At 38.1% G+C, this 23,821-nt stretch carries 19 protein-coding genes; 8 read left to right on the top strand and 11 right to left on the bottom strand.

Annotated features, from left to right (window positions below; genetic code table 11):
- Positions 1–14: 14 nt before the first annotated feature.
- Positions 15–2,252 (bottom strand): cation:proton antiporter, encoded by a 2,238-nt coding sequence (locus IPO46_00345; GenBank protein QQS63104.1) that lies wholly within the window; start codon positions 2,250–2,252, stop codon positions 15–17.
- 254 nt (positions 2,253–2,506) lie between these two features.
- On the opposite strand from IPO46_00345, the gene IPO46_00340 reads away from it, so the two are divergent.
- Positions 2,507–3,019: a ferritin gene (locus tag IPO46_00340; GenBank protein ID QQS63103.1), complete on the top strand. Its 513-nt coding sequence runs from the start codon at positions 2,507–2,509 to the stop codon at positions 3,017–3,019.
- Positions 3,020–3,101: 82 nt separating this feature from the next.
- On the opposite strand, the gene IPO46_00335 is transcribed toward IPO46_00340, so the two are convergent.
- Complete coding sequence (locus IPO46_00335; protein ID QQS63102.1) at positions 3,102–4,361, bottom strand: hypothetical protein; 1,260 nt, start codon at positions 4,359–4,361, stop codon at positions 3,102–3,104.
- A 172-nt stretch (positions 4,362–4,533) separates the two neighbouring features.
- On the opposite strand from IPO46_00335, the gene dnaG reads away from it, so the two are divergent.
- Positions 4,534–6,480, top strand: coding sequence for a DNA primase (dnaG, locus tag IPO46_00330; GenBank protein ID QQS63101.1), 1,947 nt, complete (start codon positions 4,534–4,536; stop codon positions 6,478–6,480).
- A gap of 15 nt (positions 6,481–6,495) precedes the next feature.
- On the opposite strand, the gene IPO46_00325 is transcribed toward dnaG, so the two are convergent.
- Positions 6,496–6,954, bottom strand: a complete 459-nt coding sequence (locus tag IPO46_00325) for a hypothetical protein (protein ID QQS63100.1) — start codon at positions 6,952–6,954, stop codon at positions 6,496–6,498.
- A 172-nt stretch (positions 6,955–7,126) separates the two neighbouring features.
- A complete protein-coding gene (locus tag IPO46_00320; protein ID QQS63099.1) occupies positions 7,127–7,924 on the bottom strand; it encodes a M48 family metallopeptidase in 798 nt (265 codons plus the stop codon).
- A gap of 241 nt (positions 7,925–8,165) precedes the next feature.
- Here IPO46_00320 and IPO46_00315 point away from each other — a divergent pair, with 241 nt between their 5' ends.
- Positions 8,166–8,483: a DUF3817 domain-containing protein gene (locus tag IPO46_00315; GenBank protein ID QQS63098.1), complete on the top strand. Its 318-nt coding sequence runs from the start codon at positions 8,166–8,168 to the stop codon at positions 8,481–8,483.
- Between the two features lie 223 nt (positions 8,484–8,706).
- Positions 8,707–10,005: a DEAD/DEAH box helicase gene (locus tag IPO46_00310; protein ID QQS63097.1), complete on the top strand. Its 1,299-nt coding sequence runs from the start codon at positions 8,707–8,709 to the stop codon at positions 10,003–10,005.
- 570 nt (positions 10,006–10,575) lie between these two features.
- On the opposite strand, the gene groL is transcribed toward IPO46_00310, so the two are convergent.
- Both groL and IPO46_00300 read right to left on the bottom strand, forming a co-directional pair.
- Complete coding sequence (gene groL, locus IPO46_00305) at positions 10,576–12,210, bottom strand: chaperonin GroEL (protein ID QQS63096.1); 1,635 nt, start codon at positions 12,208–12,210, stop codon at positions 10,576–10,578.
- A 55-nt stretch (positions 12,211–12,265) separates the two neighbouring features.
- Positions 12,266–12,547, bottom strand: a complete 282-nt coding sequence (locus tag IPO46_00300) for a co-chaperone GroES (protein ID QQS63095.1) — start codon at positions 12,545–12,547, stop codon at positions 12,266–12,268.
- 212 nt (positions 12,548–12,759) lie between these two features.
- Here IPO46_00300 and nusB point away from each other — a divergent pair, with 212 nt between their 5' ends.
- From nusB to ychF, 4 genes are all read left to right on the top strand, one after another.
- On the top strand, positions 12,760–13,692 hold the full coding sequence (gene nusB / locus IPO46_00295; protein QQS63094.1) for a transcription antitermination factor NusB: 933 nt from the start codon (positions 12,760–12,762) through the stop codon (positions 13,690–13,692).
- A gap of 5 nt (positions 13,693–13,697) precedes the next feature.
- A complete protein-coding gene (locus IPO46_00290; GenBank protein QQS63093.1) occupies positions 13,698–14,147 on the top strand; it encodes a DUF1573 domain-containing protein in 450 nt (149 codons plus the stop codon).
- Positions 14,148–14,183: 36 nt separating this feature from the next.
- Positions 14,184–14,504: a preprotein translocase subunit YajC gene (gene yajC / locus IPO46_00285; protein QQS63092.1), complete on the top strand. Its 321-nt coding sequence runs from the start codon at positions 14,184–14,186 to the stop codon at positions 14,502–14,504.
- A 121-nt stretch (positions 14,505–14,625) separates the two neighbouring features.
- Entirely contained in the window at positions 14,626–15,723 is a 1,098-nt protein-coding gene (gene ychF, locus IPO46_00280) for a redox-regulated ATPase YchF (protein ID QQS63091.1), read from the top strand.
- Between the two features lie 930 nt (positions 15,724–16,653).
- Here the strand turns inward: ychF and IPO46_00275 are convergent.
- From IPO46_00275 to IPO46_00255, 5 genes are all read right to left on the bottom strand, one after another.
- Entirely contained in the window at positions 16,654–17,217 is a 564-nt protein-coding gene (locus tag IPO46_00275; protein ID QQS63090.1) for a hypothetical protein, read from the bottom strand.
- Positions 17,218–17,227: 10 nt separating this feature from the next.
- Positions 17,228–18,355 (bottom strand): hypothetical protein, encoded by a 1,128-nt coding sequence (locus tag IPO46_00270; GenBank protein QQS63089.1) that lies wholly within the window; start codon positions 18,353–18,355, stop codon positions 17,228–17,230.
- Positions 18,356–18,920: 565 nt separating this feature from the next.
- Positions 18,921–19,460, bottom strand: coding sequence for a hypothetical protein (locus tag IPO46_00265; GenBank protein ID QQS63088.1), 540 nt, complete (start codon positions 19,458–19,460; stop codon positions 18,921–18,923).
- A 10-nt stretch (positions 19,461–19,470) separates the two neighbouring features.
- Positions 19,471–20,652, bottom strand: a complete 1,182-nt coding sequence (locus tag IPO46_00260) for a hypothetical protein (GenBank protein QQS63087.1) — start codon at positions 20,650–20,652, stop codon at positions 19,471–19,473.
- 428 nt (positions 20,653–21,080) lie between these two features.
- Positions 21,081–23,792, bottom strand: a complete 2,712-nt coding sequence (locus IPO46_00255) for a hypothetical protein (protein QQS63086.1) — start codon at positions 23,790–23,792, stop codon at positions 21,081–21,083.
- Positions 23,793–23,821: the final 29 nt, after the last annotated feature.

Genomic DNA, 23,821 nt, shown 5'->3' with positions numbered 1-23,821 from the left:
TATTTAACAGGTTATTAGGTAAGTAAATCCACTTTTTTCTTTTCGCCAACAATCCATATTACATCATTCTCCTGGAAAATGGTATCCGATGAAGGGTTCAAAATACGTTTTCCATCCCTTTCTATACCTACTACCAGACCAAGTGATTGGGTTTTGATTGGAGAATATCTTATGCTTTGAAATAAAAAAGGAGAATCTTTTTCTATGGTAAATTTATCGAGTACCACATCCGGCTGCATCATATCTCCTGCTTTTAATATATCCTTTGATGGCCTTAAAACTGCATTGAGTTTTTTCTCCTGCCAGTCGGTGCAAATCACATAAAGTTTATCCCCGGGATAAATACGGTCATCTTTTCCGGGAATAAGTTTTGTAATTAAGCCTCTTTCAATTTTGGCAATATTTACGCCCAATTGTTCCCGCCATTGCAGTTCATCCAGTTTTTTACCTGCAACTGGTGATTCTGGCGGCACATCAAAGGTAACCAGGTGTGCATCCCAGGGCGCCAAAGCAATATTGCGGATACTGGCATGTTGCTCTGCTTCTTTCAATTGATCCTGCAATTCCCTGTCGTTTAAATTTAAAATAAAACGATTTTCAATCCTATCATAAAATGCCTGTATTTTTTTTCGAAAAATAAAAAATGCGCTAAAAATAATTATAGCAGCAAAAAGCGTTACCTGTAACGAAAAAAAACGGTTAATAAAAAATACAATAAAAAATATTGCCAAAAAAATCTTTATCCCACGCATTATCCAAATAGGGCCCCGGTATTTTTTTTGAGAATAAATTTGGGCAAAAGATTCGTTTCTTTCGTTACGCAAAACCAACCCCCATAAAAAAGGCGCCATAAGCAACAAGGAAACAATTATGGTTATAACAATGGGTATGCCGCTGAATTTTGATTGAATAAAGGGTAGTAAAAAAACACCGGTAAGATAAATTATTGCAATGAGTGGAATAGAAAAAACCAGGACATTCTTAATAAAACTTTTCAGCACATTTTCCCAGTCGCTAGCTGCGGTAATCGTTTGCGCTTCGGAGCTGTATCGCAAAAGCCCTTTGCGCCATTTTTCGGGAAGCATTTTTTCAAATAAACTATATACCGTTTCGCCAGAACGGATAAAGTATGGAGAAATAAAAGCGGTAATACCGGAAACGGCAATAATAACCGGGTAAAGAAAATCGCTGGTAACTTTTAATGATAACCCAAGCCCGGCAATAATAAATGAAAACTCCCCTACCGAGCCCAGGCTCATACCGGTTTGAAAAGAAGTTTTTAAGGAATTGCCCGAAATAAAGGTGCCGGTGCCGGCAGTAATTAATTGCCCTATTACTACTACAAATGAAATGATCAGCACCGGAACAATATAATGGGCCAGCATATTTAGGTTAATTAAGATGCCCACAGATACAAAAAATACGGCGCCAAAAAGATTTTTTACCGGGCCAATAAGATGTTCAATTTTTTCGGCCTTTGTAGTTTCTGCCAGCAGCGAACCCATTACAAAAGCGCCCAATGCAGATGAAAAGCCTATGAGGGTTGCCAGGTAAACCATACCCAGGCACAAAGCCAGTGAAGCAATAAGCAGCGACTCATCATTTAAATATGCCTTTGCCCGCTGAAGTATAGTAGGGATAAAAAAAATACCCAGTAAAAACCAAAGCACCAGAAAAAAAATAAGTTTGAATATGGCCAGTATCATTTCCTTTCCTTCAAACTCACGACTTATGGCAAATGTAGAAAGTAAAACCAGCAAAAGGATAGCAATAAGGTCTTCTACTACTAAAACACCAAATACAAGGGCGGCAAATTTTTTCTTTTTAAAACCCAGTTCTTCAATTGACTTAATAATAATTGTTGTAGAAGAAACCGAAACCATTGCGCCCAGGAAAACACTGTCCATAAAATTCCAGCCCAATAATTGAGCAGTAAAATATCCTGCAACAGACATGCCCACTGCAATAATTAATGCCGTAACCGAAGCCGAGCCGCCTACTTTGGCCAACTTTTTAAAACTAAACTCAAGGCCCAGGCTAAACAATAAAAATATAATTCCCAGCTCGGCCCATACCTGAACATTGTTCGTATCTATTACTGATGGGAAAATTGTAAAATTGGGACTTACCAATATACCTGCAAGTATATAACCCAACACTAAAGGCTGTTTAAGCTTTTTAAACAGAAGCGTCATTACGGCTGCCGCACCGAGAATTAACCCAAGGTCTAATATTAAATGTGGTAAATGCATATCTTTTCCCTTTTCATTCGCCGGTAACTGCTCCGGTGCTGACTTAAATAAGTGATACTTTTAAAATATAAGTAAACCTAACCTGAAAAAGGCCTTAATAATTGTAACAAATACCCTTTATACAAATATAATAAAATTTATACTGTGCAAAATTCAGAATAATTGAATAAGGCAAATGCAACATTAACATTTATACAAAAACAAGCAGAAATATTTTGCCGCAAAATAAAGTACCTTTAATAAAACTTTGCACCATGTTATCAAAAACAATACAGGAAGGTTTAAATAACCAGGTTTTAATGGAAGCACAATCATCTCAGGCCTACCTCGCTATGGCTTCCTGGGCCGAAATTCAGCCAGGGCTTGAAGGAGTAACCGAATTTTTTTTTCGCCAGTCAGACGAAGAAAGGGTACACATGCTTAAACTCATTCGCTTTATTAATGAAAGAGGTGGGTTTGCAACCGTACCTGCATTGGAGCAGCCGGTAGTTACTTTTAAATCGCTTAATTATGTGTTTAAAGAATTTTTAGCGCATGAATTAAAAGTGAGCGGTAGTATTAATGAACTTGTGCACCTTGCCCTGGCCGAAAAAGATTATGCCACCCACAACTTTTTACAATGGTATGTTACCGAGCAAATGGAAGAAGAGCGCACAGCAAGAACGCTTAACGATAAACTGGAAATGATTGGCGACGATCGTAGCGGCCTTTATTTGTTCGACAGGGATATTTTGAATTATGGCGGGCAAGATGCCGGCAAAAAATAATACGTTAAAAATCTTTCTTTAAAAAAAAAGAAAAAGCCGTATTGTAAAAAATACGGCTTTTTAATTTCCCTTTTTATGCGAATTAATTTATAGAATCTTTTTTCTTTTCCAACTCCGCTACTTTTTTGGTATCGCCTTTTACGCCATACATGTCTATTAAATAACCTATTACATTTTTGTACACATTTTTTTGGCTGGTTTTAAGGCTGGGTTGCGCTTCATACCAGGTAATAGCGCTGTTGCAATAGGCAATGCACTCGTCCATTTTTTCGTTAGATTGCTTTTTGAGTTCGGCTTTTTTGGCCTTGTCTTCGGGCTTTATCCCTTTTATCATAGTGCCGGCAGTACTTAAATCTGCTGCTACATTGTACAAATGGTTGGTCATTAAAACGGTTGCATCTATCCCTTTATCTAAGGCAATGGTGTTTTTAAGTACAGTAGTTAGTTTTGCTTTTAACTCCGTTTCATTTGCCGGCCTTTTATCGGGTGTATAAATACTATTGTACAATTCAATGGCATAATTATAATTGAGTGTATATTCATTGGGCTTTTTTGCAATCAATTCATCATAATGTGCATATAATTCAGCTTTATTGCCTTTTTCAGAAATGGTTTTTAATTCAATTTCGTCCCAATATCCGTTTGTAGGATAAATCCTCCTGCCCTTTTCCAAAATAGCCGCAAGGTTTACAGAATCTTTCTTTTTTTCATAGAATTCGGCTAAAACCTGGTACACTTCTACATATTGCGGCTCGGTAACATTGGCATCGGTAATTTTTTTGTAATACATCATGGCTTCATCATTCTTCTTAGATTGTGTAGCAGCCACTGCAGCGTTTAATACTAAAGCAGTATCTAATGCATGTAATTTTATCTGGCTATACTCATATTTTTTTGCCAGTATAAAATTTTCCACTTCCAATGCTTTTGCAAATGAATTCAATGAGCTTTCATAATCTTTATCATTAAACTGGGCAGCGCCCAAATCGTAAAGACCTGCATAAATTTCCAGGTAAGGTACCCACATATCTACTTTTAACCGAAGGTCTTTTGCATCGTACTTTTGATTGTTTTGATAGGCTTCAAAAGCTTTTAGGCGGTATTCAAAAGCCTGGGCCTTAGGCGTAGTGGCTTCAGCCGCAAGTGAATTGTAAATGCGGCCTTTAAAATACCAGGCATCGGCATTATTGGCATTTTTAGTGTCTGCCAAAAATTTATCAATTGCGGTTTTTGCATCTGCATATTTTTTATCGTTATACAATTTTCCAATGGCATCAATGTCTTGCGCAAACGCATTTGTTCCCAAAAAAGCCAAAGCAAATATCAAAACACATTTTTTCATAATAATTTGGTTTGTTTTAAGACTTAAAGATATTAAGTTCAAACAATTTTAAAGCAGATTTTTATAAAATGGGCAAAATAGTATTATCATTATAATGCAGACCAATTTTTATAAGCCGAAGTAGCTTAATTGTTGTTAATTTTATACTATTATTTTTTAACTAATCACCGGTTTGATATCTCAAAATACCATACAACAAATACTGAGCCGTATTGACATTGTGGAGATTGTGGGCAGTTTTGTAAAATTAAAGAAAAGAGGCGCAAATTACCTGGGTTTATGCCCTTTTCACAACGAAAAAACGCCTTCGTTTACGGTTTCGCCGGCAAAAGAAATTTATAAATGTTTTGGCTGCGGAAAAAGTGGCAATAGTATTGGTTTTTTAATGGAGCACGAAAAATACAGTTACGCAGAAGCGCTCCGCTGGCTGGCCAATAAGTATAATGTTACCATAGAAGAAAAGGAAATAAACCCGGAACAGCAGCAGCAACAACTGGCATCAGACAGCCTTTATATCATTAATGGGTTTGCCCAAAAATTTTTTAGTGACGCATTAATAGATACCGATGAAGGTAAAGATATAGGCCTTTCTTATTTAAAACACCGTGGCTTTAGAGAAGATACCATCAAAAAATTTCAACTAGGTTACAACCCCGATGCTAAAGATAAATTTGCTATTGCTGCACTTGCCGCACAATTTAACCCCGAACTTTTGCAAAAAAGCGGGCTAATAGTTTTGCGTGATAATAAACCTGCAGATAATTACCGTGGCCGCATTATTTTTCCCGTGCATAACCAAAGCGGTAAAGTATTGGGCTTTGGCGCCAGGCTTATAAAAGGTAATGATAAAGCCCCAAAATATATTAACAGCCCGGAGAATGAAATTTATGTAAAAAGTAAAATACTTTACGGCTCATATTTTGCCCGGCAGGCAATTGATAAAGCGGATGAATGCTTGCTGGTAGAGGGCTATACCGATGTAGTAAGCCTGCACCAGGCTGGTATTGAAAATGTTGTGGCCAGCGGAGGTACTTCTTTAACACCCGACCAACTGAGGCTCATTAAAAAATATACGAGAAACCTTACTATAATTTACGATGGTGATAATGCCGGCATTAAAGCCGCTTTACGTGGGCTTAACCTTGCCCTTGAAGAAGGCCTAAATGTAAAACTGGTTTTAATACCCGATGGTGAAGACCCGGACAGTTATGTAAATAAAACAGGTACAGAAAACTTTAAAAAATTTGTACACGAAAATAAAAAAGACTTTGTTTTATTTCAACTGGAAATTTCTTTAAAAGATGCTGCTAACGATCCTGCTAAGCGTTCATTTGCCGTAAACCAGGTTGCAGAAACACTTTCAAAAATTAACCGTGCCGAAGATTTTATACGCCGCCAGGATTATATAAGACAGGTAGCTCAAATACTTCAGGTTGAAGAAGCAGGCCTACATGCTTTAGTAAATAAATTAGTGAGGGAAAAAATAAGTAAAGAATCCGGCAAAGCCTATTTTCAGCAGGACCTGCCCGAAAATAACCCCTTAGCGCCGGAGACCCAAAGTTCAGAACTTGAAAGCTTTTTTAGTACCGATGAACTTAATGAACAAGCCCTTATACGCAGCCTGCTGGAATTTGGCATTAATGACTGGCAGCCTGGCCAAACTGTGGCTGAATACCTGTTTACCGAGGTGGAAGAAAATGAACTGGACAAAATGATGAATAATCAGCAACTGGTAAATATTTACGAAACCTATAAAAAATGGTATGAAGAAGGTATTTCGCCAACGGCAAAAAATTTTTTATACCACGAAAACAGGGAACTAAACCTGGCCGTAATAAATATTATGGATTATAATACAGAAATAAGCCCCAACTGGAAAAGGATTTACGAAGGCCGCATACCTACAAGGGAAGAACTGTACAAAGAAGAAGTTACTTCTACCCTCACCTACTTAAAACTTAGGAAGATAAAAAAACTCATAGCCGAAAACCAGCGGGAATTTGAATTAAAACAAATGGGTACTTTTGACGACCAGGTAATATACCTGCAAACGCACCAGCACCTTAAAGATTTGGAAATGCAACTCACCAAAGCGCTCGGAACCGTAATTTTCAAGTAAAATAAAAAGATAAAATTACATTACTTCGGCTACCTGCTTTTGTTTAGCAGTAACAGAAAGTAGTTTGCCTGAACTGGTGGAGCTGTTATCCCTGCAGGTAAAACTTCGGGCTGTCCATACACCGTCAAGGTCAACCTGGTCTACTATATCAAACCCATGTTTACAAAGGCAATCCCACTGGCACTCCTTAGAAAGGTCGCTTACAATTTTAGAGGCAATTTTAGGGTAAGACACCCAAAATTTTGCTTTTGTCGATAAGGCTGGAATTACATCATTTAAAATGTTCGTCAATTGCTTTTTATTAATGGCAAAAACCAGTGCAAAATCAATTTTGCGTGAACGCAAAAGCGGCGTAACACTTTTGGCAAATGACAGCTTGGCAAATTGTTTTTCGATTGAAGATGGTAAACCCTGGATAAGAATGTTTTTTTCGTCGGATAAATTCAATTTTTCGAACATTGTTGGTAGAGCCATAATTCACACTTAAACGTTATTCAATAAAAAATGCAGAAAAAGACAAACAAATCTGAAATTTCTGGACTGCAAAGATAAGCAAAACAGCCCATTATGATGCATTTATTAAGAGAAAACTCCGCATCAGGCGGAGATAGCAGCAATTTTGCAACATTTTTTACATCATACTGCTTTATTTTTTATAATATTTCATTGCCTCAGGCATAAACTTTTGCAGTTCTGCAATGCGGTTTTCATCTGCCGGGTGAGTAGATAAAAATTCAGGAGGCTTGCCCGATCCGGCAGAGGCTTTTGCCATTCTTTTCCAAAAAGCTATGGCTTCCTGGGGATTATAACCAGCCAAAGCAGCAAATATTAACCCATAATGGTCTGCTTCGTACTCCTGCTTTCTGCTATTGGGCAGCAAAACACCTACGCTTGTGGCTGGCCCATAAACATTATTAAAAATGGCATTGGCCTGTGCCTTATTTTGGGTAAATATATTACCGGCTACTCCCAAACCCTGTGCAATTGTGGCCTGGCTCATTCTTTCGTTGCTATGGCCGGCAATTGCATGGGTAATTTCGTGGCCAAGCACAATAGCTAATGCAGTTTCATTTTGGGTAACGGCTAATAAACCCGTATAAACCACTACTTTACCTCCAGGCATACACCAGGCATTTATCTCTTTATTATCTACCAGGTTGAATTCCCATTTATAACCTTCTAAAACATTGGCCTTCCCCTGTTTTGCATAATATTGAGTAATGGCGTTTGCAATTTTGGCACCTACCCTTTTTACCATTAGCGCATTATTATCTGCCGGGTTTACCACTTTATTTTCTCCTAAAAATGCCTTGTATTGCGTAAGCGCCTGTGCCTGTAAAGTGCTTTCTGGAAAAAGGGATAATTGTTTTCGGCCCGTAATAGCGTTTGTACTGCAACCTGTAAGTACAGCAGCTAAAGAGGATATGAGTAGTAGTTTTTTCATGTTTGTTTTTTTAAAAGACAGTCGCATAAACCAAAGGTTTAAAAAATAATACAATCAGCATGTTAAACAATCGTTATACCAAATTTGCTTAAACCAAATTAAAATTTCGCAATTGTAGAAATTCCGCACAACTTTTTTATGCTGGCGTACTTTGCTCATCAGCTTATGTAATTGCTTTAAGAAATCTTTTGGTCTTTTTCCGGCGTCTGCACATATCTTTACCACTTTGAATAAAACATACATGAAAAATTCTTTTTTTAGTTCAACCTTAGGCAGGTTTAGGTTAGTGGCAATAATGGAAGGCGTATCCTTCCTGGTTTTACTGGGTATAGCCATGCCTTTAAAATATTTTGCAGATATGCCATTGGCAGTAAAATATATAGGCTGGCTTCATGGCTTGCTTTTTGTTTTATATATGGTACTGTTGTTAAAAGTAAGTGCACTTTACAAATGGGGATTGGGTAAAGTGGCGGTTGCATTCATAGCTTCAATTTTGCCTTTTGGTACATTTATACTGGATAAAAAATTAAAAAAAGAACAGCAAACGGTTACTGTATAATGCTGCTTCAATGGTTTTGTACAAAAGAATACCTAGTTGTGTATTTTATTCAGTAGCAGGTAATGCTTTTGCCATATATCAATTAATAAAAGCATAACTTTGCGTCAGTTCATTATTTCAGCGGCATTACAAGCCTGTGTACCAACTTTGAAACCCTCACTGTTTTACTCGTTTTTGATGATGAAGCCTGCTTCATATCCGCATTTAATTTAAAAATATAACATTGTTATTTACAGATTTACAACTCATTCAACCCATTTTGCTGGCGTTGAAGGAAGAAGGTTATAGCAGCCCAACACCTATTCAACAAGGCGCTATTCCGCACATCTTAGCACAAAAAGATTTGTTGGGTTGTGCCCAAACCGGCACAGGAAAAACAGCGGCTTTTGCCATCCCAATTTTACAATTACTGGCCAGGCCAAAAACCATGGCAAGTAGTGGGCACAAGCCCATACGGGCATTGATTCTTACACCTACAAGGGAACTGGCTATTCAAATACAGGAAAGTTTCGATGCCTATGGCCGCCATTTACGCCTAAAAAACACCGTAATATTTGGAGGCGTTAACCAACATGCACAAGTAGAAACTTTAAAAAGAGGAGTAGATATTTTAGTGGCAACTCCTGGCCGCCTGCTCGATTTATGCAGCCAGGGTTATTTACGATTAAGCGATATTGAAATTTTTGTGCTTGATGAAGCAGATCGTATGCTGGATATGGGTTTTGTGAATGATGTTAAAAGGGTGCTTACAAAATTGCCTGCAAAAAAGCAAACGCTTTTCTTTTCTGCAACTATGCCACCCGAAATTCAATTGTTGGCAAATAGTATTTTACACAAGCCGGAGAAAATTTCGGTTACTCCACCAAGCAGTACTGCAGATACCATTACACAATGGTTGTTTTTTGTAGAAAAGCAAAACAAACGGGCCTTGTTGGAGCATATTTTAAAAAATAAGGATATTGAAACGGCCCTGGTGTTTACCCGTACCAAGCATGGCGCCGATAAAGTGGTAAAAGATTTACACCGTGCCGGCATTAGTGCAGAGGCCATACATGGCAATAAATCGCAAAATGCAAGGCAACGTGCATTGAGTAATTTTAAAAATCGCACTACCCGGATTTTAGTAGCAACAGATATTGCCGCACGTGGCATTGATGTAGATGACCTAACGCATGTAATTAATTATGAATTACCCGAAGTGCCGGAAACCTATGTGCACCGCATTGGCCGCACAGGAAGGGCGGGTGCAAATGGCATTTCTTTTTCATTTTGTGAAGCAGAGGAAACAGCCGATTTACAGGATATCCAAAAACTGATTGGTAAAAATATTCCGGTGCAGGACCAGCACCCATGGCACACCGTGTTTACACAAATTTTAAGCAGGCCTGCGCCGGGGCAAAACAGGCAACAACGCCCACAGCGCAATGGCCAGCATCATAGCAAGCCAGGTAACCGTAAGCCACAACCCGTTAAGCATGGTGCTGCAAGGGAAAAGAAAAGTACGGGAAGAAGGGAGTATTAAATAATTTCACGGCGCTAAAAAAAAATCTGCAGGCTGAATTTAGATTTAATATCCCCTGCAAGGCTTTGTACAAAAGTTCAAAAACAAATGCCGATGTAATTTGCCTGCTGATGAATAGCTATATGAAAATGAAACCCTTTTTATAAATTGGTAATGTACTGAAAAATAGTTGGTGAGTTTTTGGATTAAAGCAGTTTGAAACTCCTATTTATTAATCTTCAGTAGAGACGCTGCGCTTAATTCTTCTGAAGTGTGGGGAAATAATGTTAATGAAGTTGCTCCAACTATTAAATGCAACTTTTCTACGCCCTGGTATTTGTCTTCACGAACCATTACACAGGCTTTGGGTTTTTTGCTATTGTATGTTTAGCTGTATAAACATTGGGTGGCGGCGTGGTTTTTATTTTTGAATTTGTACACTTTTTTTATTGGCTAATATTTCGAGAAACACGAAGCAAGGCGGAAACTGCACTGGTAAGATGCGGAAAACTATTAGCCAAATAATTTATTGCAACAAAAAAAGGCTGTCAAAAAAATTGACAGCCTTTATATTTTTATAAAAATTTTGTATTAGTAGCCCATGCCTCCCATATCAGGCGCTCCATGTGCATGTGGCGCTTCTTCTTTGGGTTTATCGGCAATTACACACTCGGTAGTAAGTAACATACCGGCAATGGAAGCTGCATTTTCCAAAGCAACACGGCTTACTTTAGTAGGATCTATAACACCTGCTTTAAAAAGGTTTTCGTATTCTTCAGTACGGGCATTAAATCCAAAATCGCCTTTGCCATCTTTAATTTTTTGCACTACAATAGAACCGTCAATTCCTGCATTTGCAGTTAATATCCTAACCGGTTCTTCTAAAGCACGGCGAACAATGGCCATACCTGTTTGTTCGTCGGCTATTTGCCCTTTAACTTTTGCTTCGAGGCTGCTGATGGCACGTATAAACGCAACACCACCACCGGGAACTATTCCTTCTTCTACTGCTGCCCTTGTTGCATGAAGTGCGTCATCTACCCTGTCTTTCTTTTCTTTCATTTCTACTTCGGTAGCTGCACCTACATATAATACGGCAACACCACCGGCTAATTTTGCCAGTCGTTCCTGTAATTTTTCCCTGTCGTAATCAGAGGTTGTGGTTTCAATTTGCGCTTTTATCTGGTTTACCCTACCGGTAATATCAGATTTTTTGCCTTTGCCGCCAACAATTGTAGTATTGTCTTTATCAATGGTAACTGATGCTGCCTGGCCAAGAGCGCTCAACTCAGCATTTTCCAGTTTATAACCCATTTCTTCACTAATAACGCTACCGCCGGTTAATACAGCAATATCCTGTAACATTTCTTTTCTGCGATCACCAAAACCTGGTGCTTTTACGGCAGCAACTTTTAAAGTGCCCCGCAATTTATTTACTACAAGCGTAGATAGCGCTTCACCTTCAAGGTCTTCGGCAATAATGATTAAAGGACGGCTGCTTTGTGCAACTTTTTCCAGCAAAGGAAGAATATCCTTCATGGTGGAAATTTTCTTATCGTAGATTAGGATATAAGGGTTTTGCAAATCTGCTTCCATTTTTTCGGTGTTGGTAACAAAATATGCGGATATATATCCCCTGTCGAATTGCATACCTTCTACAACATCAACGGTTGTATCGGTTCCCTTGGCTTCTTCTACAGTTATTACGCCTTCCTTACCTACTTTGGCAAAAGCTTCGGCAATAAGTTTGCCAATAGTTTCGTCGTTGTTGGCAGAAATTGTAGCAACCTGCTGTATTTTTTTGCTATCGCTGCCTACCGTTTGTGATTGTGATTTAAGGTTTTCTACTACAAGGCTTACTGCTTTATCAATTCCTCTTTTAAGGTCCATTGGGTTTGCGCCTGCTGCTACCATTTTCAAGCCTTCGGCAATAATAGATTGTGCAAGAACGGTTGCAGTAGTAGTACCATCACCTGCCTGGTCTGCCGTTTTAGAAGCTACTTCTTTTATCATTTGTGCGCCCATGTTTTCAATGGCATCTTCCAGCTCAATTTCTTTGGCAACTGTTACGCCATCTTTAGTAACCTGTGGTGCACCAAATTTTTTCTCAAGTACCACATTGCGGCCTTTGGGGCCCAGGGTTACTTTAACGGCATTGGATAAAGTATCCACACCTTTTTTCATTTTATTTCTTGCTTCAATATCGAAGTATATCAGTTTAGCCATATTGTTTTGTTATTAATTGATTTAAATATTTATAGTGGTAATCTTCTTTACCGGCTTAAATAATAGCCAGTATGTCGGATTCTCTCATGATTAAGTAATCCTGTCCTTCAAATGAAATTTCAGTACCAGCATATTTGCCATATAAAACCGTATCGCCAGTTTTTACGGTTACGGGTTCATCTTTTTTACCAGGGCCGGCAGCCAGTACAGTGCCACGTTGTGGTTTTTCTTTTACAGTATCAGGAATAATGATGCCACCTGCTGTTTTTTCTTCTGCAGCGGCGGGTTTTACAATTACCCTGTCGTGTAGTGGGGTAATGCTTAACTTTTTAGCCATAAGTCTTATTTTTTTTTAGTGATTTTAAAATACGGGCCATTAATATGGCCAGCAAAGCTAATCGAATATTATACCAAACCAAATAAAAGAAGAGTTGGCAGGTTTTACTGACTTATCTGTCAGGTTTAAATGATTTAAAGGACAATTTTTCACAAAACGATAAAACCTTTGGGAATCCCTTAATTTTGCCGCTCATTGGTTAAATAAAGAAAATGCTAAGCAGGAGGAATATAAGGGTAAAAGTGATGCAAACTTTGTATAGTGTAGAAAGCACAGCAGAAACTGCCAAAGGTATTGATGCCAAAAGCATTCTTGCCCAAAAGATAGATCATAGCAGGAAGTTATTTTCTTATTTAAATTTTTTTATTTGCGAAGTAGCCCATTATGCAGGTAAAGATGCGGTACAAAAGGCCGGGAAACACCTCCCTTCTGCAAAAGACCTGGCGGTAAATACCAAAATTTCAGGCAATGAAGTGATGGCTACATTTATGCAGGATCCCGGATTCCAAAATTTCCTGAAAAACGACCATCCTGAAAATATTATTGATACAGAGTTAGTAAGAAAAATATACCAGGAGCTTGTAACAACACAGGAATATAACGAATACACTGCAATAGCAACAAGGGATAAAAAATCGGAAAAAAGGGTACTTGAATTTATTTTTAACAGCCTCATGTTACCCAACGAAAATTTTATAGCGCACCTTGAAGAAAACTTTTTGAACTGGGACGATGATGCAGAGCTGATGCAAACGCTGGTAACCATTATGCTGAACAAACCAATAACCGGCGTATTCGAAAATATGCTGAGCAAGGAAAAAGACCAGTTTGCCCATTCGTTGTTGCATACTACGCTGGAGAAAAAAGATTTTGCACTGGAGTTAATAAAGCCCAGGCTTAAAAACTGGGATGCCGACCGCATTGCCGCACTCGATATGATATTGCTAAGGATGGGCGTTTGCGAATTTTTATTTTTTGATACAATACCTACAAAAGTTACCATTAACGAATATATAGACCTTGCAAAAGCTTACAGCACGCCGCAAAGCGGGCAATTTGTAAACGGCTTGCTGGATACCATTCAAAAAGAATTGCAGGCCGAAAATAAAATTGATAAACGGGTTTTTAAAAAAAGCACACTTTAATACCTATGAAGTATTTAGTAACATCTATTTGTATTGTGGTAACCGCATTTTCATTTAACAGTTGCGATGTACGCAAAAGGGATAAACTTGCAAATGAATCATCTGCACAAAATATGCCTGTTATTAAAGACAGTACCACGGTGCAAATAATAGACAGCAGTTACAACTTTGGAAAAATAACCGACGGGGAAATTGTAGCCTATAATTTCCGGTTTAAAAATACCGGCAGCAAACCGCTCATTATTGTAAACACGGCTGCAAGCTGCGGTTGCACGGTTCCCGAAAAACCAGACCAACCTGTGCTCCCCGGCGAAACAGGTTTTATTAAAGTAAAATTCGACAGCCATAACCGTGTGGGCCAGGCACATAAAACCATTGCCGTTACTTCCAATGCTAATCCGCCATTTACCGATTTGGTATTAACCGGTGAAGTGGTAGCGGCTAACAAAAAATAAATTTTATTTTGAATTAATAATTAAACAACAAAACCGATGAACCCAATTTTATTACAATCTCCCGGGGCAAGCAGTGCAACTACATTAATTATGATGGTAGGAATGATACTTGTTTTTTACTTTTTTATGATACGCCCCCAAACCAAAAAGGCAAAAGAGCAAAAAAACTTTATCAATAACCTTCAAAAAGGCGACAAAGTGGTAACCATTGCCGGCATACACGGCAAAGTAAATAAAATTAATGAAGATGGCACAATGGAACTGGAAACCAGCCCGGGAAGCTATCTTAAAGTTGAAAAACAGGCTTTAAGCCTTGAATGGACTTCTGCATTAAATAAAGCAACGGTATCTAAATAAGCCAGCATTTTTTTTCAAGAACGGGCCGGAACTTAAGTTCCGGCCTTATTGTTTTATTAAAGTAAATACACAGCATAAAAAACTTACCTTTGCGGCGCAAAAAAAATAAATTTCAACTGATATGGCATTACAGGCAGGTATAGTTGGGTTGCCCAACGTAGGAAAATCAACCCTTTTTAATGCGGTGAGCAACAGCGCAAAAGCGCAGGCAAGCAATTACCGCTTTTGTACCATTGAGCCCAATACGGGCCTGGTAAATGTACCCGATGAAAGGCTGCAAAAGCTGGAAGAACTGGTAAAGCCCGAACGTGTAGTACCCACGCAAATTGAAATTGTGGATATAGCCGGCCTGGTACGTGGCGCAAGCAAAGGAGAAGGTCTGGGCAATAAATTTTTGGCCAATATTAGGGAGGTTGATGCCATAATTCATGTGGTGCGGTGCTTTGAAGATGAAAATATTTTAAGAGATGAGGGCCCGATAAACCCCGTAGGCGATAAAGAAATTATTGAAACAGAATTACAATTGAAAGACCTGGAAAGTGTGGAGAAGAAAATTCAACGTACCGAAAAAATTGCCAAAAACGACCCCAAATCAAAGGCAGAACTGGATATTTTAATTCGCTGTAAAGAGCATTTGGAAAAAGGTAAAAACATTCTCTCATTGGGATTAACGAAAGAAGAGCAACCGGCTATTGCCGATTTGTTTTTACTTACATTAAAACCCGTACTTTATGTAGCCAATGTAGATGAAGCAAGTATGCATACCGGCAATAAATTTTCGGCAGCGCTAATTGAAGCCGTTAAAAATGAAGGCAACGAAGTAATAATAATGACCAATGCTATAGAAGCACAGATTGCCGAATTTGATAACCCTGAGGACAAAGCCATGTTTATGGAAGAATATAAAATGACTGAACCTGCATTGGACAGGCTTATCCACTCTACTTATAAGCTGCTGAACCTATCTACCTATTTTACTGCTGGTGTGCAGGAAGTAAGAGCATGGACGATACATAAGGGCTGGAAAGCGCCACAAGCTGCAAGCGTTATCCATACCGATTTTGAAAAAGGATTTATTAAAGCAGAAGTAATCAGTTATACTGATTTTATCCATTACGGCTCCGAAGCTGCCTGCAGAGATAATGGTAAACTTCGTATTGAAGGAAAAGAATACCCGGTGCAGGACGGCGATGTAATGCATTTCAGGTTTAATGTTTAAACAAAATATTATTTCAATATATTCCATAAAAAAAGGTTCCGTATCGGGAACCTTTTTTTATTAGTTAAATAAAAATATTATTGCGGCAAAAGCACCCTGTCAACTTTATGCAATACGCCATTAATATACCGCTGGTCGCTTGTAGCGCCAGGCAATGGATTTATAAGCACATTAGCTGCCGGGTAAAGTGCGCCAGCTCCGGACTTCATCAGTAGGACACCCAAAATCAATCAAACAGTATTAGAATTAATTTCTGCTCATTCGTTTTATCTAAAAGCATCAATGATGTCTCTTTAAACTGGGGGTAATGGTATGGTTAAGCCATAAATCGTTTTTAGAATGTCAATAGTTTTCTTGTTGCCTACAATTAAAACAAACTCTGTGGAAACTCTGCGGAAACTCTGCGGACTTTTTTCTCTGCGTTTTTTTTTAATTTTGTTCTTTACTTTTTTGCCTGCCCAAAAAAGTAACAAAAAAGGCCCCCGAAATCGAATACAGCCCGATTTGGGGAAACAGCTTTACGCAACATTTGTTCTTTGGTAGCATGAGCATTGGTAATGCTACGCTTAGGCGGAATTTTTTGCATTTTTGTTGATGCGCTGTGCTAATGTTGCTTTGGTTTTGTGTAAAAAAACAATGAAAAGTTAGATTAGTATGCCTGCAAATATACCCAGCCGAATAGTTGTATTTTTTTGCCTCTATTTTCAAATAAATTTTTTTGTAAAGTTTGTAATACCCAACATTTGGCAACCGGTTAAAAGATTGGCAATGGCTGCCGTATGGGAAAAAATGACATCCACCATAATTTTTACTTCAGTAAATATAATCATCTTCTGGGTTTCATAATCCCGTTACAAACGGCTGATTTAGGAGGCATCAAGTGATCAGCTTGCGCTGAACACTTGCGATAGTGAGGCGAAAAACATATTTTTAATTTTCGCAATCAACTTTAATAACTCCTATTACTTGATCACCCTCTGCAAGTAAATAATTTAATTTAAAAAGTGTCTCTATCATAAAATCATATCTCCTCATAGGGTTAGGAAGAGTGGTAATAATATTGTAAAACTTTGTTTCGGGTGAATATGGGATAAGATATTTTTTTAAAAAAATTAATTTCTTTTTTTTCGATGAGATATCATTTTTATTCTTATCAGAAATTATTAAATATTGAGGCTTATCATAATATTCACCAAATAAATATTCATCAAAATACATTTTTTGTTTCCCCATTAATAAATTCTTTAAATAGAGTTTAATGCTATCATTATTTAAATAATTAGTATTAAGAATAGTAACATAATTTCGAAACCATTCTTTCGTAATTAATAATCTTGCTTTTTCATAGTTTAGAGTTTCTACAGGCATAATAATATAAAAATTTGCCTTGAACCTTTGATCAAAAATCTTATCAACTTTTTTTTCAATACAGATTTGCGCAAATACCGATTGATGAATTAAGATTATCAGAAAAAATATAATATTCTTTTTCATAACTTTTTATTTACCAGCGTTGATAATATAATGGATTTTGAGATTCTCTATTGTTAATAAAATAATCTTTTGGTATTACATGATAATTCATATTAATGTTTAGTGATCTATTTTTTTCAGATACTTGTTCAATGTACACAGGCTGCCACATTTCAGGGCGACCTGATTTCATTGCTGCCCTGGTAGTTATTGAACTTGCATCTGCTTCTGCCTTTAGAGCTCTTCCTATCACTTTACCGTTTTCTCTAAATTCTAACATTCTTTCAAAATTTAAAAATCTGTTAATGTATTGCCAACCGTGACCTATAAGTTCATGAGCTAATTCCAAATCCGGATCTCGATTTTTTTTACCAAATCCACTTGTAAAAATATCACCTCCATTATTATACATTACATAGCCTTTCTCATCTGGCAACCAAGATAGCGTGCCGTTTTTTTCATTAAAATTATGGAGGCCTTCTTCAATTGTGATTATTTTATCTGAATTATTTAAAAGTTGATTTAGTCTCCCTTGAATTTCCTCATCTAAAATACTGCCAATTAATTTTATTGCGTTCAATACTTTTTGTGCAAATTGAGTTGGTGGTCCGGTAAATGCTGAACCTTTATTATAAAACCAATAATCTCCTTTCCCTGTATTTTTTATAAAGTAACTTCCCATTCCTTGCACTTGCACACCGCCGTTAGCCTGCTTATTCTCTATACCACCATCACCACTTCCCATCACCATATTTACAAATGCAGCCCATTCTGAGGCTATTGCTGCCTGGCGTTCTCTCTCATTTAAACCGCTCCAATCATATCTTGAGTTGTTTAATTTATTTTGCAAATCAAGCGTTGCTGTTGGGTCCCAGCCTCCTTCTTTGGGTGTTACCGGCCGCCGGCCATCGGGGTCTATAAACTGTATGGGGTTGTTATAGCCGTAATTATAGGGCGTCCAGCGCCTGCTCATTTCGGCAAGTGGGTCTATTACCTGCCAGCGGCCGGTTTGTGCATCGTACATTCTTGCGCCATAGTCTATCATATCCAGTCCGCTGCCTTCGCTAAACTCATTGGCTTGTTCTTCTTTGCCATTGTATTTATATTTATTTTCTGCAAAGCCCGCTTCTCTTTGGCTGCGGTATGAAATATTTTTCATGAGCAGCCCAAAGGGATAGTATTCATTGGTTTCGAGCAGTGGGCCCCGGGTGTGCGTTAGCTGCAAATTATCAAAGAACACTTCTATGTTGGGCGTGGCGTTGCTTACATATACATAAAGGTAACCGGTTTTTGTGATGGATACCTGGTTAAAAATATGTTCTTTTAATTCTTCATTGTTGCCGGCCTGCTCAAAACCGCTGGCGGCGTATTGTATAAAATTAAAACATTTTGGCTTATGAGTAAGCGCAAGTGGTTTGTAGGTTTTATTTTTTGTTCTTTACTTTTTTGCCTGCCCAAAAAAGTAACAAAAAAAGGCCCCCGAAATCGAATACAGCCCGATTTCGGGAAACAGCTTTACTGATCTGCTGTGCTCCGGTAGTATGGGCTTTTGTAATGCTATTCAAAGTTGTATTTTGGTTTAGAATGTTTGCAAATGATTATAGGTCTAAGTATTTTTTTTAAATTTACCCATTGGAATTGCTGATCGTTTGCACATGTTAATATATGTAAATTGTTGGTTTGTGTGGCATAAAATAGCGTAGGAAAATTAATTCATAAAGCTACTATTTAAAAATCTGGTAGTATGGTTGAGCATTACTGGGTGTTATTACCTTTACATTATTGGTATAACACACGGCTATTATTTCATACAAACATTTTTGATATTTCTTCTTTAATGTTTTATCTCTATTAAAATAAGTAATTAATATTTTTTCAATAGGCAGTTTTAATAATTTTTTATAAATCTTCATATTTACTTTTATTCCTTTTATCAGTGGTCTATTGGGGTAACGCTCCAATACTGGTTGCTGTGTTAAAGCCTCATAAGCATCAAATAAAAATATTTTTTTATCATAATAAGTAGTTTGCGACGCATTAGAATTATAAAGTATTTGAGGATTAATCACTTCGTAGTTATTTTTCAACTTATACAAAGAATCAACCTTAACAAAAATCCATCTCCCCTCCATTTCATATTCTTGAAGTATACTCATAATAAATCGTTGGCGCAAAGTGCTATCTTCAAAAGAAAATTTATTAGCATTTGCCAACAATGAAACATTCATACACATAATAACCATTAATAAACAAATATTTTTCATATCAAAATATTTAAAAGTGGAAATTGTTAAACATAAAAATACCATAAAAATTGCCTAATCCACCAGAATGGCCTAATCGGGAATGTTCCAATTGGTTGCCTCCCACACTCATAAATAAACTCATGTAAAAAGTTCGTTGTGGATAACCGTATTGACTTAGTGTTACATTTTCAATATATGCCCAATCAGCTGCGTTTTTGGAAGATTGGACGAATTGCCCTTGTGTTCCATATAATGGTTTTTGGCTCGATTGGTTGCCCTGTAGCCAATAAACAGTACCATTATTAAAATAGCCATTTGCAATTTGATTGGATGGAAATACAGTGCCATATTTAGCATTGAGATAGGTACTACTCAGAAAGTCTGCTGCAAATTGTGCTCTATAATATGTCGCTCCATTATTTGAAATTCTATTTTCTTGAACTCCGCCATTTGCCTGTGTGGAAAAAAATGTGTTAGTACTTATAGCATTTCCTGAAATATCTCTTTCAACTCCATTTAAAGTACTTATCAAGTTTCTATCAGTAAATATATTATGAGTAATACTTCCAGTGAGCATTTCAAAAAAACGACCACTTACTACAGAATTACTACTTGAAGCTAAGCTCATTAATGTAGCAGACAAAGCATTTATTTCACTGTTACCTCCTGTGTAAGCTGCATTAGTAATACTATTAAAAAAGCCCCACATTCCGTTTACATTACCAAAATAAGCTTGGCCAAACCCTGGGATATTTGACACAATACTTGTTGGCTTTCCTTCGCCATTCCCAAAATTTGCATCTATGAAAAATGCCCAATATGCGCTATAATCACCACTTCCGCCACTACTTCCCCATTCATTCCAACTAAATGAATTTTGATTTTCCCACATCATATCACTCAACCAGCCTACATGATATTCCCCATCTGGCCCTTGTTGCAGCCGCCCATTTTGCGTAAACTGGTCACCAAAGGGATCATTATAACTTACCGGGTTATTGCCTGCAAACTGGTAAGGCGTTAATGCAAAATAATGCTCGGCCAGTATATCTACACAATTAAACCTGCCCGTTTGTGGGTCGTAATTACGCAAGGGCGTTTCGTAATACTGTACTTCCAGTTCTTCGTTGTGTTCTGTGCCGGCATTGTATTTATATTTATTGTATGCAAAGCCCGCTTCTCTTTGGCTGCGGTATGAAATATTTTTCATGAGCAGCCCAAAGGGATAGTATTCAAAATGTTTGATACATTATCTAAACAATACTGGAATCAATATAAAAAAAAGCAAGATACTGCCGATAAGGTAAATTCTTACAAACCACCAACCACGCCTTTTTTCGGCGTCAGTTTCATTTTTAAATTCTTCTAAATAATATTGCCAGCGCACTTTGTTGTAAAAAATAAAATAATGAGACCCCATAAATAACAAAAAAAATATTCCTACATATATTTTATCAATTTTTGAATATATATCTATCAAGGGAAAAAAAATTAACAGTATATTATATAGTATAAACAATTGAATAAAATGAACAAATGCCAATGTTATAATGACATTAGCAATTGGTGTGTCATTGTTTTTTTTAAGGCCATAACTGTACAATTTATATATAATATACCGATAAAATCTTTTCATGGTTACGGATTTATTATATGGTATGATGAATAGGTTGGTTCACCCCAATTTCCCCACCATCCAGCTGCATCTCCTATAAAATACAAAGCGCCAATCCCCCATCCAATAGGCCCACCCCAAAGGGAAATTGCACCAATTGCAATATCTAAGCTAGCTTTTTTTGTTACTCCCCATTTGTTGCTATCTTTATTCCTCCATGCACTACCAGACTGATATATACTTATTACAGCCTGAGCTGCAAACACACCTTTGCTTGCAACTTTTATTGCTTTAGTATAATTAAGTTGGCCTATTGTCGGGCTTGATTTTGCAGCATATTCAATCATTTCTTCCTTAGCGCCATTAGCAACATCAAGTGCGCCTAATCCTGTTTGAGTACTTTTTAGGCATTCGTTGTCGCTTACACTATTCCCATTGCCTCCACCAAAATACCCTCCAAACAACTTTATAATTTGTTGCATGGAGGAATAAACACTAATGACATTTTCCATGGTACCAATATACTCGGAGTTGTACACCGTATTAAATCCTTTACCATTGGGCGAATAATCGCTGCTGATATTATATGCCTGCTGGCTTTCCCATTTTTGCCTATAATAACCTGTAACCATACCCGGGGTAAATTTTCCTCCATTGTATGCCTGCAATGCACTTTCAAAATTTGTTGCCCATCCTTTATTAAGCCCCCACCAACCATTATCTGCCATAAGGCCTGCTCCTGCCCCAAAAGCTTCATCGGCACTGCCGTAAAAAGAATACGATCCTCCTCCATATTCAAAAGTACCTGTATTTTCCTTTGCGCTCCAATGGCCACCATAATTGCTTCCCCATAGTGTTTCTATTAACTTATTAAACTCGGCTTTTGTGAGCGCACCCGTAGGGTCATTAAAAAAAACAGGATTATTAAACCCAAACTGGTAAGGCGTTAATGCAAAATAATGCTCTGCCAGCATATCTACACAATTAAACCTGCCCGTTTGTGGGTCGTAATTACGCAAGGGCGTTTCGTAATACTGTACATCCAGTTCTTCGTTGAGTTCTGTGCCTGCATTGTATTTATATTTATTCTCCGCAAATCCCGCTTCTCTTTGGCTGCGGTATGAAATATTTTTCATGAGCAGCCCAAAGGGATAGTATTCATTGGTTTCGAGCAGTGTGCCCCGGCTGTGCGTTAGCTGCAAATTATCAAAGAACACTTCTATGTTGGGTGTGGCGTTGCTTACATATACATAAAGGTAACCGGTTTTTGTGATGGATACCTGGTTAAAAATATGTTCTTTTAATTCTTCATTGTTGCCGGCCTGCTCAAAACCGCCGGCGGTGTATTGAAACTGCTCATCGAGCAATATCCAGTTTATAAAGGCTTTGGGTTTTTGGCTATTGTAGGTTTGGCTGTTTAAAAACTGGGTGGCGGCGGGGGTAAGTATATTACCGTTTTGTAACTGTGCGCCAATAGTAGCGCCATGGCTGGCCGCAGCGGCACCGCCTACGCCGCCTTGCATTGCGGCAAGCAGGCTGGTAAGTGGGTTTACAGGGTTGCCAGGCGCTGCGCCATTAAGCCGGTACCAGCTTGTTACCCTTATGTTGAACTTATCGCCGGCCATTACTTTTAGGGTAATGGAAGGGCCTATTTTGTTTCCATCGCCGCTTACTTTTGCAACATAATCATTGGGGCTGGTATAAGTATCGGCTGGGTAGCCGGGCACCGTGGTTTTTAAAGTTCTTGTTTGCGGCAGGTTGGCATACAAGGCTTCTTCGGTTGTGGCTTGTGCGGTTTCCATACTGGCAGGTGGGTACTGGTCTTCCTTTTTTTGGCTGGTAATAACGGCCCTTATATTGCCCAAGTGGTCTTTTATAAAATAATCGCAGGCAAAGCCGGTAATATAGCCGGGCTGGCTAAGGCTGTCGTACAAAGCTCTTATGCGGCCTTCTTCCTGGCCGCAAAAAAGCAATTTGTTATTGTATAAAACATTATTTGCCGAATCTTGCTTAGTTTCATAAACAAAGCCAGAAAGATAGAGCGTAGTAATAGTAATTTGAGTTTGCCTGTTAAAAACCTGTTTTTTGAGCCTTGTACCTGCGGCGGTATAAGTATAGCGCACCGTTCCTTTTTCTACAAGGTCTATAAACTCAGGCAAATTGAGCTGGTTGTATACTATGTTGGCAATGCCTTTATTGAGGTCTTGGGTAAGGTTGCCGTTTACATCGTATAAATAATCATCGGCGCCTGTATTAGCGCCGTCTTTAAAATCGCCAAGCCTGGTATTGGGGTCGTTAACGGCATCGGTTACCCTGGCAAGTTTATTGGCGGAGCTGGTATAGGCATAGCTAAGCCTGTCAATGAGGGCGCTGCTGCCAAGTTTTAAGCCATATTGTACCATATATAAAATATTGCCGTTGGCATCGTAAGCGCTTGAAGGGCTTTGCCCGTTGCCCATCATTACAGAATAGTCTATACCTGCCGAGAGGTTGAAAGCGCCATCGGTAAATTGGGTAAAAGCGGCGCTCAAAAGCCTGCCTGCGGCATCGTAACTATAATCGTATTTACGCAACTGGCCATCGCCTTTGCTCCTCCATACCGTTCCGGTAATGTTTCCATTATACAGGGCTTTTTGGTAACTGGTACCTAATAAGCTGTTTAAAGTATCGCTATAGCCCAGTTCGTAGCCAAAAAAACTATTTTGGGTATCATTTTTTAAATATAGCCTGTTCATACCCAGTAGCCAGCCACGTATATTATACT

This window comes from Chitinophagaceae bacterium, assembly GCA_016699815.1.
GTDB lineage: Bacteria > Bacteroidota > Bacteroidia > Chitinophagales > Chitinophagaceae > Ferruginibacter.
The sequence above is the reverse complement of the archived record's forward strand: the minus strand, read 5'-3'. Positions and strand labels throughout refer to the sequence as shown.